Here is a 14,210-nt window from a genome sequence, read left to right as displayed (position 1 = left end):
ACCGCAGAGCACGTGCGGGACAACGACCAGCGCAACACGCCCGAGCTCCGCTGGGGGCACGTCGCCCGGGACATCGCGGTAGAGCACCGGAGCGGACCAGCACTGGCACCGGCGCCGGCGCCGGTGCCAGTGCCGGTGCCGGTGCCGGTGCCGGCGCCGTCGGCTTCGGCTTCGGCGCGGAAACGGTCACTCAGCCTGTGGAGCCAGGAGGTTGGCGCCACCAAGCGGCACTCATCGCGATGATGCTCCCGGGTCTGGCGGCAGTCGCCGCATTGATCTTCACCTGGATATCAATGACCCAAGTGTCCGAGGAACTGGCGATTTCGAAGCAGGGGCAGATCGCCGACCGGTACGACAAGGCACTGGAAAAGCTCAGCGACAGTTCCGCGAACATACGCAGGGGAGCCATCTTCTCCATGCAAGGCATCATGGAAGACTCTCCACGTGAGCAGCCGGCCGTCATCGACGCGTTATCCGGGTACATCCGGGCCCGCGCCACCAAGAACCTGTCGGCCGAGCAGGCCCCCGACATTCAGGCGGCAATCTCCGCGCTCGGTCATCGCAACCCTTCCCGCGACGGCAAAGGCACCATCAACCTCAAAGGTATGCGGCTCAGCGACGCCGATCTCCGAGGAGTCGACCTGAGCGAGGCAAACCTCAGCGGAGCTGTTCTGCCCGACTGCAACCTGAACGGGGCGAATCTGTCCGGCGCGAATCTGGGCAAGGCGGTTCTGAAGAGAGCGGATTTGACTGGTGCCAACCTGACGGGGGCGAATCTCGCCGGGGCGGATCTGACCGAAGCAAGCCTGGACGCCGCGCACTTGGATGGCGCGGACTTGACCGGCGTTCGTCGCCCAGAGGCAGATCTGTCCACGCCGGCACCCAGCCGCGACCCCTCACCGTCGGCCGGATCGCGGAGCGCGCAAGAGTGATGAAGCAGGTGTGCCCAGCCGTGGTGGCGAGACCTGTAGCCCTTCTCGGACAGGGCCTGGGGGTGTGGGCGGGGGAGGGAACTGGTCTAAACTCCCCGGATTCTCCCCGGCACCGGTCCTGAGCACCGACCGGCGCGGGCCGATGGGCGGAAGCCGCTAGGCGAGAGGTCATATGTTCACTACCCGTCCCACCCTCCAGGGCACCTTCGGCATGGTCTCCTCCACCCACTGGCTCGCCTCGCAGTCCGCGATGGCTGTCCTGGAGGACGGCGGCAACGCCTACGACGCCGCCGTCGCCGCCGGATTCGTCCTGCATGTCGTCGAACCCCATCTCAACGGACCCGGTGGTGAGGTGCCGATCATCCTCGCGCCCGCCGGCGGCGAGGTACGGGTCCTCTGCGGCCAGGGCCCGGCTCCCGCGGGCGCGACCATCGGCCACTACCGCTCGCTCGGACTCGAACTCGTCCCCGGCACCGGCCCACTGGCCGCCGCCGTACCGGGCGCCTTCGACGCCTGGATGCTCCTGCTGCGCGACCACGGCACCAAGTCCCTGGCGCAGGTGCTGCGTTACGCCATCGGCTACGCGGAGGACGGCCACGCCCCCGTCGAACGGGTCGGCGAGACCGTCGAGAGCGTCCGTGAACTCTTCGAGACGGAGTGGACCTCTTCCGCGGACGTCTACCTCCCCGGCGGCAAGGCACCCGCGCCCGGCGAGCTGTTCCGCAATCCCGCGCTCGCCGCGACCTGGCGCCGGCTGACAGCGGAGGCCGAGGAGGCCGGCGGCGCGGACCGGGTGGCACAGATCGAGGCCGCCAGAGCGGTCTGGCGTACGGGCTTCATCGCCGAGGCCCTGGTCGCGCACTCCGCCCGCCCCACCATGGACACCAGCGGCGCCCGCCACACCGGCACCCTCACCGCCGCCGACCTGGCGGACTGGTCCGCGACGTACGAGGCGCCCGCCACCTACGACTGGAACGGCTGGACCCTGTGCAAGGCGGGCGGCTGGAGCCAGGGCCCCGCCTTCCTCCAGCAGCTCGCCCTGCTGCCCTCCCGCGCGGCCGAACTGCCCCGTTACGGCTCGGCGGAGTACGTCCATCTCCTGATCGAGGGCTGCAAGCTCGCCATGGCGGACCGGGAGGCATGGTACGGCGACGCCGCCGCCGAGGGCACCCCGCTCGCCGCGCTGCTGTCGGAGCCGTACAACACCGCGCGCCGCGCTCTCATCGGCGAGCGCGCCTCGTGCGAGCTGCGCCCCGGCAGCCCCGGGGGACGCGCACCCGTGCTCAGCGGCCACGCGACCGCGGTCGCCGCGGGCCGGCCCGGCTTCGACCCGCTCGGGATCCCCGGCGCGGGGGAGCCGACCGTGGCCAAGGACGGCGCCACCCGGGGCGACACCTGCCACCTCGACATCGTCGACCGCTGGGGCAACATGATCGCCGCCACCCCCAGCGGCGGCTGGCTCCAGTCCAACCCGGTCGTGCCCGAGCTGGGCTTCCCGCTCGGTACGCGGCTCCAGATGGCCTGGCTCGACCCCGGTCTGCCGAACTCACTGACCCCGGGCCGCAGGCCCCGTACCACCCTCACCCCGTCCCTCGCGCTGCGCGACGGCGTACCGGTACTGGCCTTCGGCACGCCGGGCGGCGACCAGCAGGACCAGTGGCAGCTCCACTTCTTCCTGGCACTCGCCCTGCGGCCGTCCGTACGGGGCGGACTTGATCTCCAGGGCGCCATAGACGCGCCCAACTGGCACAACGACAGCTTCCCCGGCTCCTTCTTCCCGCGCGGTATGCGCCCCGGCAGCGTGACCGTGGAGTCCCGGATGGACCCGGAGGTCATCGAGGAACTGCGCCGACGGGGCCACGAGGTCACCGTCGGCGACCCCTGGTCGGAGGGGCGGCTCTGCGCGGTCGCCCGGGACCCGGAGACCGGCATCCTCTCGGCCGCGGCCAACCCCCGTGGCATGCAGGGGTACGCCGTGGGCCGCTGAGCGTCGCCGGGGGCGACGGCCGCGACCGGCCGTCGCCCCCGGGACCGTCTCCGGTCCCCGGCCGTCGACAGCCCCGGTCATACATCCGTCCACCGTCCCGCCATACGGCCCGGCACGCGCCCGGCCTGCCGGGCGTGGTTGGCTGGGGACATGATCGATGACTCTGTGTACGGAACGGTTCCCCTCCCGGGGGCGGCCCGCGGCCCGCGCGTGTCCGCCGTCGAGGAGGCACTGCGGGCAGCCGCCGCCGCGGAGATCATGCCGCGCTTCCGCCAGCTCGCCGCGCACGAGATCGTCGAGAAGCACGGCCCGCACGATCTGGTGACGGTCGCGGACCGGGGCGCGGAGGAACATCTCACCGCCGCCCTCACCGCGCTGCTCCCGGGCTCCGTCGTGGTCGGTGAGGAGGCGGTGCACGCGGACCCGACGCTGTACGAGGCGCTGCGCGGCGACGCGCCCGTATGGATCGTCGACCCGGTCGACGGCACCCGCCCGTTCGTCCGCGGCGAGCGGGGCTTCTGCACGCTCGTCGCCCTCGCGCAGGGCGGCGAGGTGCTGGCGTCCTGGACGTACGCGGCGGCGCTGGACGAGATGGCGATCGCGGTACGCGGCCGGGGCGCCACCCTCGACGGCGTCCCCCTGCACTCCGGAGCGCCCGCGCCCGGCGCGGTGCTCCATGTCGCGATGTCCCACCCCGACTACACCACGGACGAACAGAAGCACGCACTCCTGGGGCTGCGCACCGAGGGCATCGAAGCCCGCCCGTGCGGCTCCGCGGGGCTCGAATACCTGGGTGTGGCGCGGGGCGCGCTCGACGCGGTGGCGTTCAACTGGGAGCTGGCCTGGGACCACGCGGCGGGCCTCCTGCTGGTCGAGGAGGCGGGCGGCGCCCAGCTGACACTCACGGGCGAGCGGTTCCGTATCGCCGGCGACAACGCGCTGCCCTTCACGGCGGCCAGGGACACGGAAACGGCGGAGCGGGTACGGGAACGGCTGCTCGCCGGAGGCTGACGTCGTCACCGTCTGTACGCGGCCATGCCCGTACGTGGTCACCGCCCGTATGTGGCGGACGGGCCCGTATGCCCTCAGGCGTCGCCGTCCAGCACCGCGCGTACGTCCCGTACCAGCGTGCCCGCCGCCTCCACCGCCGGCGCGTCCAGCGCCCGGAGCACCGCCGCGACCCGGTGTGCGAAGTCCGGCGGCGTGTGCGGCAGCGCGGCGGCTGTCGCGAGCGCGCCCTTCTCGTTGAGGCACCAGACCCGGTGGTGGGCGAGGAGGGCTTGGACGAGGATCCCGAAGGCCCGGGACAGGCACAGCGACACGTACAGCGCGTCGCCCGCGCCCCCGGTTCCGGTTCCGTGCGCGTCCCCGTCCCCGTCCCCGTCCCCGTCCCCGGCCCGCGCCCCCGCCCCCGCCCCCGTCCCGCCGGAGCCCGCCGCCTTGCGCGCCGCCGCCACCGAGAAGTCCGCCTCCCAGACCGCCCCGGTGAGCGCGGTCCGCAGCGGCTCCGGATAGCGTCGCGCCGCCGCCCGCAGCGCCGTCAACTCGCCCTCCGCGTCCGCCAGTACGCGGCAGAGCGCGACCTCCCCGGCGTACGCGGGCGACCAGAAACCGAGCGGATGGCCCGGCTGCGTGCCGATCTCGAACCGGCCTTCCCGGCACTCCGCCCAGATGCGTTCCACCCGGTCCAGATCCCGCAGGATCCAGTCCACCGCGACCCCGTCGACGGAGAGCCAGGCACCACCGTTCACCCACGGACCCCAGCCGCCGGGGCCCGCGACCTCCACCGGGGAGCCGGTCACCTCGGCGGCCAGCGCCGCGAGCGCGGCGACGTCCGGCTCGCCGCGGTAGTAGACGCCCAGGTCCCAGTCGGAGTCCGGGCGGTGCGTGCCCCGGGCCCGGCTGCCGCCGAGGGCCACGGCGCGTACGCCGCGTACGGACATCAGGCGTGTCGCCATCGCTTCGATCGTCGTGTTCATCGTCGCGGACAGTACCCGGGTTCGGGCTGTCAGTGCCCGGGAATATCCTGGGGCTCCTTGCCATCGGCTGACAAAGGAGTCCGAAGGTGACCTCGATGCTCGATGCCGTCGTCGTGGGGGCGGGCCCCAATGGGCTGACCGCCGCGGTCGAGCTGGCCAGGCGTGGATTCTCCGTGGCCGTGTTCGAGGCCAAGGACACCGTGGGGGGCGGCGCCAGGACGGAAGAGCTGACGCTCCCCGGATTCCGCCACGACCCCTGTTCCGCCGTTCATCCGCTGGGCGCGGGATCGCCCGTCTTCAAGACGATGCCGCTCGCCCGGTACGGGCTGGACTGGCTCCATCCCGAGCTGCCGATGGCGCATCCCTTCGACGACGGGACGGCGGCCGTGCTGTCGCACTCCGTCGCCGAGACGGCCGCGTCGTTCGGACCGCGTGACGCGGGTACGTACCGCCGGCTCGTCGCGCCGTTCCTCGGCAAATGGGACAGTCTCGCACGGGACTTCATGTCCCTGCCGTCGACCGCGCTGCCGCGCGACCCCGTCACCCTGGCGCGGTTCGGCCTCACCGGACTGCCGCCGTCCACCTGGCTGGCCCGCCGGTTCCGCGACGAGAAGGCGAAGGGCCTGTTCGCCGGGCTCGTCGCGCATGTCATCGCCCCGCTGAACGGGTTCGCGACCGGCGCCGTCGGTCTGGTCTTCGCGCTCGCCGCCCACGCGGGCGGCTGGCCGATGCCCCGCGGTGGTTCCCAGTCGATCTCGGACGCCCTCACCGCGTACCTCCGCGACCTGGGGGGCGCGGTCCACACGGGATACGAGGTCAAGCGGCTGGACGATCTGCCGCCGGCCCGCGCGTATGTCTTCGACACCTCACCGACCGCCCTGGCCAGGATCGCCGGACTCGGCAGGGCGTACGACGGCTACCGGTACGGCGCGAGCGCCTTCAAGATCGACTACGCGCTGGACGGGCCCGTGCCCTGGACTGCCGAGGAGCCCCGACGGGCCGGTACGGTCCAGATCGGCCCCACCAGCGGGGAGATCGGCACCGCGCTGCGCCAGGCCGCGGGCGGACAGGCGCCGCCGACGCCCTTCCTGATCACCGCGCAGCCCAGCCTCGTCGACCCGTCCCGCGCGCCCGAGGGCAAGCATGTCTTCTGGGCGTACGGCCATGTCCCGAACGGCTGGCGGGGCGACCTCACGGAAGCGGTCGAGCGGCAGATAGAACGCTTCGCGCCCGGCTTCCGCGACCGCGTCCTGGCCCGCGCCACCGCGGGCCCGCCCGAGCTGGCCGCCCGTAACGTCAACTACGTGGGCGGGGACATCGCGTGCGGTGCCGCCTCGGGGCTCCAACTGCTGCTGCGCCCGAAGATCTCCCTCTTCCCGTACGCCACCCCGCACCCCGCGGTCTTCCTCTGCTCGTCCGCGACCCCGCCGGGGCCGGGGGTGCACGGGATGTCCGGGCACAACGCGGCGAAGGCGGTGTGGCGAAAGCTGCGCGCCGTCTGAGCCGGCTGCCCCGCCGACCCGCGGCCCGTCGAGCCGCCCCCCTGACCCGGCGGCCGTCGAGCCGCCACCGAGCCGCCGCTGAGCAGGGCCCGTGCCGGGTCCGAGGAGGCCATGCGCATGACGAACGTGACTCTCGTACTCGGGGACCTCGTCGAGCAGCGCGCCGAGGCGCTCGTCAACGCCGCGAACTCCCTGCTGGTGGCCGGCAGCCGTGACAGCGTCGACGGCCTGATCCACGCCCGCGCCGGGCGGGCCCTCACGAAGGCGTGCCATGAGCTGCGCGAGACCCGCTACGGCCGCGGGCTGGCCACCGGGCAGTCCGCCGCCACCACCGCCGGCCGCCTCCAGGCCCTCTGGGTGATCCACACCGTAGGACCGCGCTGGGACAGATACGACGACCGGTCGAGCCTGCTCGCCTCCTGCTACCGCACCTCACTGGAGGTCGCGGCCGAGCTGGGGGCGCGCACGGTCGCGGTGCCCGCCATCTCCACCGGCAACCACCGGTGGCCGCTGGACGACGCCGCCCGGATCGCCGTGCGCACGGTCAGGGAGACCCTCGCGGCATGGGAGACCATGGAGAAGGCGCAGGGTCCGGGGAAGGCGGAGGATCTGAGGAGGAGGGCGAGGACGGCCGGAGCGCGGAGCATGGAGGAAGTACGGTTCGTGGTCTTCAACCAGCGGGCATACACGGCGTTCGAGACGGCGATGGTGGCCCTGGAGGGGTGAGTCCTCCCGAAGGCTGATGTCGGATTCCTGCCAGCCGGGAGCCTCCGCGTCACGGATGCTGGAGACATGTACACCGATACCGAGCGCTGTGTGCGGGCCGTGCGGTCCAAGGACGCGCGGTTCGACGGGTGGTTCTTCACCGCGGTCCTGACCACCGGGATCTACTGCCGGCCCAGCTGTCCCGTCGTACCGCCCAAGGCCGAGAACATGACCTTCTACCCCAGCGCCGCCGCCTGCCAGCAGGCCGGGTTCCGCGCCTGCAAACGGTGCCGGCCCGACACCAGCCCCGGTTCGCCGGAGTGGAACGCCCGTGCCGACGCCGTCGCCCGCGCCGTGCGGCTCATCCAGGACGGTGTCGTCGACCGCGAGGGTGTCCCCGGACTGGCCGGGCGGCTCGGCTACTCCGCGCGCCAGATCGAACGGCAGCTCCTCGCCGAACTGGGCGCGGGACCGCTCGCCCTGGCCCGCGCCCAGCGCGCGCAGACCGCCCGGCTGCTGATCGAGACGACCGGCCTCCCCATGGCGGACATCGCCTTCGCGGCCGGCTTCTCCTCGATCCGGGCCTTCAACGACACCGTCCGCGAGGTGTTCGCACTGTCGCCGAGCGAACTGCGCGCGCGTGGCGCACGTGGCGCACGCGGTACACGCGGTACGGACCCGGCCGGTACGAGCGGCTCACGCGGTACGAACGGTACGGAGCCGACGACCACCCCCGGGGTGATCTCGCTGCGGCTGCCGTTCCGGGCGCCCCTCACCCCGGACAACCTCTTCGGACATCTCGCCGCGACCGCGGTACCGGGCGTCGAGGAGTGGCGGGACGGCGCGTACCGCCGCACGCTCTCCCTGCCGTACGGACACGGCATCGTCGCCCTCAGCCCGCGCCCCGACCACATCGCGTGCCGGCTCTCGCTCACCGATCCGCGCGATCTCACGCTCGCCATCAGCAGCTGCCGCCGGATGCTCGACCTGGACGCCGACCCGGTGGCCGTCGACGAGCAACTGCGCGCCGACCCGCTGCTGACCCCCTTGGTCGACAAGGCGCCGGGGCGGCGCGTGCCCCGTACCGTCGACGCCGCCGAGTTCGCCGTGCGCGCCGTGCTCGGCCAGCAGGTCTCCACCGCCGCGGCCCGCACCCACGCGGCCCGGCTGGTCACGGCGCACGGCGTGCCGGTCGACGACCCCGAGGGCGGACTCACCCATCTCTTCCCGTCCCCGGAGGCGCTGGCCGCGCTCGACCCCGAGGCGCTGGCCCTGCCGCGCACCAGACGCACCACCCTCACCACGCTGGTCGCGGCCCTCGCCGACGGCTCGCTCCGGCTCGGCCCGGACAGCGACTGGGACCGGGCGCGGGAACAGCTCATCGCCCTGCCCGGATTCGGACCGTGGACGGTCGAGGTGATCGCCATGCGCGCGCTCGGCGACCCCGACGCGTTCCTGCCCACGGACCTCGGCATGCGCCGGGCCGCGGCGGGCCTCGGTCTGCCGTCGACACCCGCCGCGCTCACCGCGCGCGCCGCCGCGTGGCGGCCCTGGCGGGCGTATGCCGTGCAGTATCTGTGGGCCACCGAGGACCACGCCATCAACCACCTGCCCGCGTAAGGAAGTTCGCCATGACAGACACGACAGACACGACAGCGGAACGTGGACGGCGCGTCGTCCACACCGTGATCGACAGCCCCTACGGACCACTGACCCTGGTCGCCACCGACGGCGCGCTGAGCGGCCTCTATATGGTCGGCCAGCGGCATCGCCCGCCCGAGGAGAGCTTCGGGGAACCGGACCCGAGGCCCTTCCCCGAGGTGGTGCGCCAGCTCGGCGCGTACTTCGACGGCGAGCTGACCGAGTTCGATCTGCCCCTGCGGATGAACGGCACACCGTTCCAGCGCGAGGTCTGGGGCCAGCTCCAGCGGATCCCGTACGGCGAGACGCGTTCGTACGGCGAACTGGCCGAGCTCCTCGGCAAACCGGGCGCCTCGCGGGCCGTGGGACTGGCCAACGGCAAGAACCCGGTCGGCATCATCGTGCCGTGCCACCGGGTGATCGGCTCGACCGGCGGGCTCACCGGCTACGGCGGCGGTCTGGACCGCAAGCAGCGGCTGCTGGTCTTCGAAGGAGCGGCGGCCGAGCCCCCGGCCACCGCCACGCTCTTCTGACGCCGCGACCCCGGTCGCCCCTGCCGGTCAGCCGGGATGGAACCTCTTCAGCAGCGCGGGCAATGCCGTACCGATCGGCTCGCGGACGATCTCGTCGGCCCGGTCGTCGTACGGCGTCGGCTCCGCGTTGACGACGATCAGCCGGGCTCCATGGTCGGCGGCGATCCCCGCGAGTGAGGCGGCGGGCTGCACCTGAAGGGTCGTACCGACCGCGAGAAACACCTCGCACGCCTTGGCGATCGCCATCGACTGGGCCAGCACCTCGGGGTCCAGCCGCTCGCCGAACATGACGGTCGCCGACTTGAGGATCCCGCCGCACTCCGGACAGCGCGGGTCCGGCTCACCCGCCGCCACCCGCGCGAGCGCCTCCTCCATCGAGGAGCGCGCATGGCACCCCGTGCAGCTCACCGAGCGTGCCGTGCCGTGGAGTTCGAGGACCTTGCGGGCGGGAAGACCGGCCAGCTGATGGAGCCCGTCCACATTCTGCGTGATCACCCGGACCGCCGTCCCCGCCCGCGCCAGCTCGGCCACCGCCCGGTGCGCGGCATTGGGCTCGGCGCGCAGCGTGGCGCTCTCGCTCCGCATCCGCCAGGAGCGGCGGCGGATCTCCGGGTCCGTCATGTACGAGTCGTACGTGACGAGCTTCTCGGCGTCTGGATCGCGCCGCCACAGGCCGTTGGGCCCGCGGTAGTCGGGGATGCCGGAGTCCGTGGAGATCCCGGCGCCGCTGAGGATCGCGACGAGAGTCATGCCGCGAGGGTACGCAGCGACGCCGGGGGCGGCGAACGGATTACCCGCCGGTCAGGGGAGCTTTACCGGCCCCTCGGTCGTCACCGGCCTCGCGTTCGGCACCGGCTTTCCGGCGTCACCGGCGCGGTACGGGCCGCACCGGCGGCGGTGTCACGGGCGCGAAGGGGTTCGGGGTCAGCCCCGTCCAGCGGTGCAGGACCGCGCGGCCGGTCTGCTGGGTGACGCCGTCGACCTGGACCGTACCGGCCTCGGCGACGTAGTGCCGGCCGCCGCCCAGCGAGATCAGCCCGTACTGTCCGGCCGACTCCCAGCCGTACACCCCCGACGCGGTGTCATGCAGCCCGCGCGGCAGGAGCGTCAGCAACTGGCCGCGCTCGGAGGGCCGCTGGCCCGGGACGGTGCCGGGTACGGGCCGCTTCGAGCCGTCGAGGACGAAGAGCGAGTAGTTCGGGAGGCCCGGCTTGGTGCCCTTGTACACGGCCATCAGCCAGTTGCCGCTGTCCGTGTCGTACTCCAGGTTCTGCACGCCGTATGTGGTGTTCCCGGTGTACGCGAAGTACTTGCCGTCGGGGGAGGACGGGCCGCTCGTGTGCGGGGCGTCCTCCGTCAGCGGGCGCTCGTACTGCTTCCACCGCCGGACGTCGTACTGGAGCAGGACCTGATTGTCGTTGTCCTGGCGGCCGGTGTGGCCGTAGACCCCGTACGCGACGGTCAGTTTCGTACCGCCCTCGCGGTCGAAGGAGGGCCCGAACGCGACGCCGTCGATGCCACTGCACCCGTACCGGTGGTCGGGGGTGTTGGCGGTGTCGCCGTCGAAGACGCCGTCGCCGTTCATGTCGGCCGTGTAGTCCTTCACGACCTCCTGGAGATGGACGGTGGAGACCACGTCGGTGGACGCGGCGTCCATGTTCATCCGGGTGATGCGGTCGCCGTCGAAGACCGCGATGTAGAACGCCTTCGCGGACTTGTACTCCAGCGAGCCGTAGACCCGTCCGTCCTCCTCGTTGAAGTCCAGGTCACCGAGGTGTCCGGTGAAGCCGGTGACGGAACCGAGGGGCTTGCCGGCCAGATCCGTCTTCACCAGCAGGTTGGTGAAGGAGAAGTACATACGGCCCTTGCGCCGGTCGATGGCCATGCCCTGGAGATGGCCGGACTGCCACGTACCGCCGTCGACACGGGCGGGCAGTGCGGCGGGATGGCCGGGCAGGGAGGCGGGCAGGGAAGCGGGCCGGGCGGGAGGCGCGGCCTCGGAGGGGGACAGGGCCCGCGCCGTGCCGGCATCGACACCGGCGACGACGGCCGATACGACGACCACGGACATGAACAGGGCCGCGAACCGGCCGCGCGGGTGCCTTCGCATGATGCCTCCGAGTCCTGGGATTCCAGGATGATGCCGCGCGGCCGTGCACGGAGGGCCAACACGGAATGAACGTGAGGGAACCGCCCCTGACGGTCCCTCACATCTGACGGCCTCTCACCCACCCTGCGGACGCCGCGCCCGAGTCAGGCGGAGCGCAGCGCGATGGCCTCGCTCAGTGCGGACTGCTCCGGGGCGGGCAGCCGCTTTTCGGAGTGGAGCATGCGCAGGGCGGTGGTGAGGCGCTCCTCGTCCTCGGGTGCGCCGAGGCTGCCCATATAGGCGGGGAGGAGCAGGCTCAGTGCTTCGAGATCGGCGCGTGCGCACAGCCGCGTCAGCAGGGCGTGGACGGGATCGTCAGCCGTCGGCGCGTCGCCGGTGGCCCGCAGCCCTCTCGCGACGCGGAGCCGGACCCATTCTCGGTACGGGCCGGGCGGTACGTCGTCGAGATGCCCGGCCGCCGACCGGAAGTGCGTACGGGCCGGTCCTGGCCGGCCGAGCGCGAGCTGGGCCCGGCCCATGTTGCCGTGCAGGGAGGCGTAGAAGCCGCGGACGCGGTCGTCGCCGACCCGGTCGGCGCGGGTCAGACACTCCTGGTTCCAGCGCAGCGTCTCCTCCGGGGTCGGCTGGTGGCGGGCGAGATAGTGCGCGGCGACGCACGCCTCGTAGTCGTCCGCGGCCGCTTCCCAGGCCCGGAGGAACAGCTCGCGCGCGTCGGCCTCCCGGCCCTCGGCCGCTGCCGTCATGCCCTGTGCGCAGAGCCGTATGACGGGGTTCTCGGGGTCCATGTCCCCTCCTCATTTCCTCGGTGGTGCGATGCGTCGCGCCGACGGGGGCGGTCGGCGCGGTCGGATGGCGCGGTCGGACGGCGGGTCAGAAGGCAGGGGCGCCGGGGCCGACGAGGCTGACGGGCATCACCAGGGTGGTGAAGCTGCCCTGGTCGGCGGAGCGCACCACCACGGGCTCGGTGGCGGAGGCGATCTCCAGCAGGACATCGGGTCCGACGCTCGCCTCCAGGGCCGGGGCCAGTACGGCGGGGTCGAAGCCGATGGGCGGGGGCTGCTCGCCGGGGCAGACAGCGGGCAGAGCCGTGGCCCGGGAGTCATCGGGCAGGCAGACGGTCACCTCGTCCTCGCCCAGCCGCAGCACGATCGCCGGTGCCTCGCCGCAGTCGTTGACGGCGTCGAGCAGGGCGGTGCGGTCCACGATCAGCCGGTGCCGGGCCGGTGTCAGCGCGGACAGCATCTCCCGGTACGCGGGGAACAGGGCGGCCGAGACAGGGAGTTCGCGGGACGCCGTGCCCGCCGTCTCGTGGAGCGTGGCCCCGTCCTGGCCCGCCTCGATCGTCACGGCGGCGCACCGCGCCGCCCAGGCTCCGGTCCCGGGCAGGGAACCGGCCGCCAGCAGCAGCCGGCGAGCGGGCCCCTCCACCGCCCCCACCGGCCTCAGGACCCGCGTCGACAGCCGGTAGCGGTCGGTGGCCACCAGCCGGACCTCGCCGTCCTCGATCTCGACGAGGACGCAGCCGAGTTCCGGGTGCTCCGGGTCATGCCCGGCGGCCGGCACGACCTGGCGGAACGCGCTCGCCAGCTCCACGCCCCCGAGGCGTACGAGCGTGACGGCCCCGCTCGCGGTACCGTCCCCCGCCCCGGCCCCCGGTTCCGTGCGCGTTCCGTCGCCGGACAGGGACCGCAGCACCGCCTCGATCGTGGCGTCGGCCGTCCGTGTCCGGTCCCGAACGGTGTTCCGGTGCCGCTCCAGCACGGCGCGGGCCTCGTCCTCGTCGCCGTCGAGCACGACGGTGACCTCGGCCAGCGGCAGCCCCGCCGCCCGCAGGCTCCGCAGCAGCCGGGCCCGGATGTCCTGGTCGGGGCGGTAGAAACGGTAGCCCGTCGTCGTATCGACGTGCGCGGGCCGCAGCACACCGCAGTCGTCGTAGAAACGCAGTGCGCTCGGCGCGAGGCCGACGCGCCGGGCGAAGGCGCTGATGCCCAGGAGGTGAGCGGTGCCGTTGGTGTCGAGGTCCATGCCGGCGATTGTCGACGTTCAGGCAACCTGAAGGTCAACTCGCCGCCGGAACCCCGCCCCGGAACCACGGCCCGGAACCCTTTCCCGGGCCCCTCCCGGACCCTCTCCCGGGGCCTCTCCCGGACTCCTCCGGGACCCTTTCCGGACCGCCCTCTTCCGGCTCCCGGGCCGCCTTCACGCCGGTTACGACGAGCCGGGCCCGGACCGGTGCCCGTTCTCCAGCTCCACCGCGCCCGCGCCGGAATCCAGCACATCGAGCGCGGCCAGTACCCGCAGTCCGAGCGAGCCCGGCAGAAACGCCGGGATCTCGGCGCGGTCGAGCAGCCGCCACGACAGCAGCTCCTCCTCCTGGAGCCGGATCGCCGACAGCCGCTCCTCGTCCAGCACCCCACCGTCGTACAGATACGCGGCGATCGGCGGCCGGGCCCGCCCCTGTACCCAGTCGATCGCCAGCAGCCGCCCCGGCTCGATGTCGAGGCCGATCTCCTCCAGGGTCTCCCGCCGGGCGCCCTGACGAGGGGTCTCGCCGTCGTCGGACTCGATGGTTCCGCCGGGCAGCGCCCAGCCGTCCCGGTAGTTGGGCTCGACGATCAGCACGCGCCCCGCGCCGTCCCTGAACAGCACGGCCGCGCCGGCGAGGACGCGGGGGAGGCCCGCGATGTACGCGGCGTAGTCGGTATCGGTCCCGGTATCCGTATCGGTGTGTGTCACACGGGAAAGCCTAGGGCGTGTCCTCCGCGCAAGTCCTCCGCACAAATCCTCCGCACGAGGAGCGTCATCGCACGTGGGTGCCCAT

General features: G+C 72.9%; 13 protein-coding genes. 7 read left to right on the top strand and 6 right to left on the bottom strand.

Translation table 11 applies throughout. The annotated features are described in order from the left end of the window. The first annotated feature begins 302 nt into the window (after nucleotides 1–302). From CU044_RS09895 to CU044_RS09885, 3 genes are all read left to right on the top strand, one after another. Complete coding sequence (locus tag CU044_RS09895) at nucleotides 303–932, top strand: pentapeptide repeat-containing protein (protein ID WP_165371836.1); 630 nt, start codon at nucleotides 303–305, stop codon at nucleotides 930–932. Between the two features lie 172 nt (nucleotides 933–1,104). Continuing rightward, nucleotides 1,105–2,919, top strand: a complete 1,815-nt coding sequence (locus tag CU044_RS09890) for a gamma-glutamyltransferase (RefSeq protein WP_129768114.1) — start codon at nucleotides 1,105–1,107, stop codon at nucleotides 2,917–2,919. A gap of 150 nt (nucleotides 2,920–3,069) precedes the next feature. Continuing rightward, complete coding sequence (locus CU044_RS09885) at nucleotides 3,070–3,930, top strand: inositol monophosphatase family protein (protein WP_129768113.1); 861 nt, start codon at nucleotides 3,070–3,072, stop codon at nucleotides 3,928–3,930. A gap of 74 nt (nucleotides 3,931–4,004) precedes the next feature. Here the strand turns inward: CU044_RS09885 and CU044_RS09880 are convergent, their stop codons facing one another. Next, on the bottom strand, nucleotides 4,005–4,898 hold the full coding sequence (locus CU044_RS09880; protein WP_129768112.1) for a nucleotidyltransferase domain-containing protein: 894 nt from the start codon (nucleotides 4,896–4,898) through the stop codon (nucleotides 4,005–4,007). A gap of 86 nt (nucleotides 4,899–4,984) precedes the next feature. Between CU044_RS09880 and CU044_RS09875 the strand changes: the two genes are divergently transcribed. From CU044_RS09875 to CU044_RS09860, 4 genes are all read left to right on the top strand, one after another. After that, nucleotides 4,985–6,400, top strand: coding sequence for an NAD(P)/FAD-dependent oxidoreductase (locus tag CU044_RS09875; RefSeq protein ID WP_129768111.1), 1,416 nt, complete (start codon nucleotides 4,985–4,987; stop codon nucleotides 6,398–6,400). 117 nt (nucleotides 6,401–6,517) lie between these two features. Then, nucleotides 6,518–7,126: a macro domain-containing protein gene (locus tag CU044_RS09870; protein ID WP_129768110.1), complete on the top strand. Its 609-nt coding sequence runs from the start codon at nucleotides 6,518–6,520 to the stop codon at nucleotides 7,124–7,126. Between the two features lie 66 nt (nucleotides 7,127–7,192). After that, the gene (locus CU044_RS09865) at nucleotides 7,193–8,725 is read left to right on the top strand and encodes an AlkA N-terminal domain-containing protein (protein ID WP_129768109.1); all 1,533 of its coding nucleotides are present in this window, start codon (nucleotides 7,193–7,195) and stop codon (nucleotides 8,723–8,725) included. 11 nt (nucleotides 8,726–8,736) lie between these two features. After that, nucleotides 8,737–9,279 carry a methylated-DNA--[protein]-cysteine S-methyltransferase gene (locus CU044_RS09860; RefSeq protein WP_129768108.1) on the top strand — a complete coding sequence of 181 codons (543 nt, stop codon included), beginning with the start codon at nucleotides 8,737–8,739 and terminating at the stop codon, nucleotides 9,277–9,279. A 27-nt stretch (nucleotides 9,280–9,306) separates the two neighbouring features. Here CU044_RS09860 and CU044_RS09855 read toward each other — a convergent pair whose 3' ends face one another. From CU044_RS09855 to CU044_RS09835, 5 genes are all read right to left on the bottom strand, one after another. Then, entirely contained in the window at nucleotides 9,307–10,029 is a 723-nt protein-coding gene (locus CU044_RS09855) for a Sir2 family NAD-dependent protein deacetylase (RefSeq protein ID WP_129768107.1), read from the bottom strand. Nucleotides 10,030–10,144: 115 nt separating this feature from the next. After that, nucleotides 10,145–11,389 carry a hypothetical protein gene (locus CU044_RS09850; RefSeq protein ID WP_129768106.1) on the bottom strand — a complete coding sequence of 415 codons (1,245 nt, stop codon included), beginning with the start codon at nucleotides 11,387–11,389 and terminating at the stop codon, nucleotides 10,145–10,147. A 143-nt stretch (nucleotides 11,390–11,532) separates the two neighbouring features. After that, nucleotides 11,533–12,174 carry a hypothetical protein gene (locus CU044_RS09845; protein ID WP_129768105.1) on the bottom strand — a complete coding sequence of 214 codons (642 nt, stop codon included), beginning with the start codon at nucleotides 12,172–12,174 and terminating at the stop codon, nucleotides 11,533–11,535. A gap of 85 nt (nucleotides 12,175–12,259) precedes the next feature. After that, a complete protein-coding gene (locus CU044_RS09840; RefSeq protein WP_129768104.1) occupies nucleotides 12,260–13,414 on the bottom strand; it encodes a MerR family transcriptional regulator in 1,155 nt (384 codons plus the stop codon). A 183-nt stretch (nucleotides 13,415–13,597) separates the two neighbouring features. After that, a complete protein-coding gene (locus CU044_RS09835; RefSeq protein WP_129768103.1) occupies nucleotides 13,598–14,125 on the bottom strand; it encodes an NUDIX hydrolase in 528 nt (175 codons plus the stop codon). Nucleotides 14,126–14,210: the final 85 nt, after the last annotated feature.

Source organism: Streptomyces sp. L-9-10 (assembly GCF_004151105.1).
Classification (GTDB): domain Bacteria; phylum Actinomycetota; class Actinomycetes; order Streptomycetales; family Streptomycetaceae; genus Streptomyces.
This window is presented reverse-complemented; position numbering and strand designations above follow the sequence as displayed.

Bases quoted from the DNA above. Each gene is read 5' to 3' on its own strand.
- CU044_RS09890 (WP_129768114.1), top strand. From the start codon at position 1,105: ATGTTCACTACCCGTCCCACCCTCCAGGGCACCTTCGGCATGGTCTCC.
- CU044_RS09885 (WP_129768113.1), top strand. From the start codon at position 3,070: ATGATCGATGACTCTGTGTACGGAACGGTTCCCCTCCCGGGGGCGGCC.
- CU044_RS09880 (WP_129768112.1), bottom strand. From the start codon at position 4,898: ATGAACACGACGATCGAAGCGATGGCGACACGCCTGATGTCCGTACGC.
- CU044_RS09870 (WP_129768110.1), top strand. From the start codon at position 6,518: ATGACGAACGTGACTCTCGTACTCGGGGACCTCGTCGAGCAGCGCGCC.
- CU044_RS09865 (WP_129768109.1), top strand. From the start codon at position 7,193: ATGTACACCGATACCGAGCGCTGTGTGCGGGCCGTGCGGTCCAAGGAC.
- CU044_RS09860 (WP_129768108.1), top strand. From the start codon at position 8,737: ATGACAGACACGACAGACACGACAGCGGAACGTGGACGGCGCGTCGTC.
- CU044_RS09855 (WP_129768107.1), bottom strand. From the start codon at position 10,029: ATGACTCTCGTCGCGATCCTCAGCGGCGCCGGGATCTCCACGGACTCC.
- CU044_RS09850 (WP_129768106.1), bottom strand. From the start codon at position 11,389: ATGCGAAGGCACCCGCGCGGCCGGTTCGCGGCCCTGTTCATGTCCGTG.
- CU044_RS09845 (WP_129768105.1), bottom strand. From the start codon at position 12,174: ATGGACCCCGAGAACCCCGTCATACGGCTCTGCGCACAGGGCATGACG.
- CU044_RS09840 (WP_129768104.1), bottom strand. From the start codon at position 13,414: ATGGACCTCGACACCAACGGCACCGCTCACCTCCTGGGCATCAGCGCC.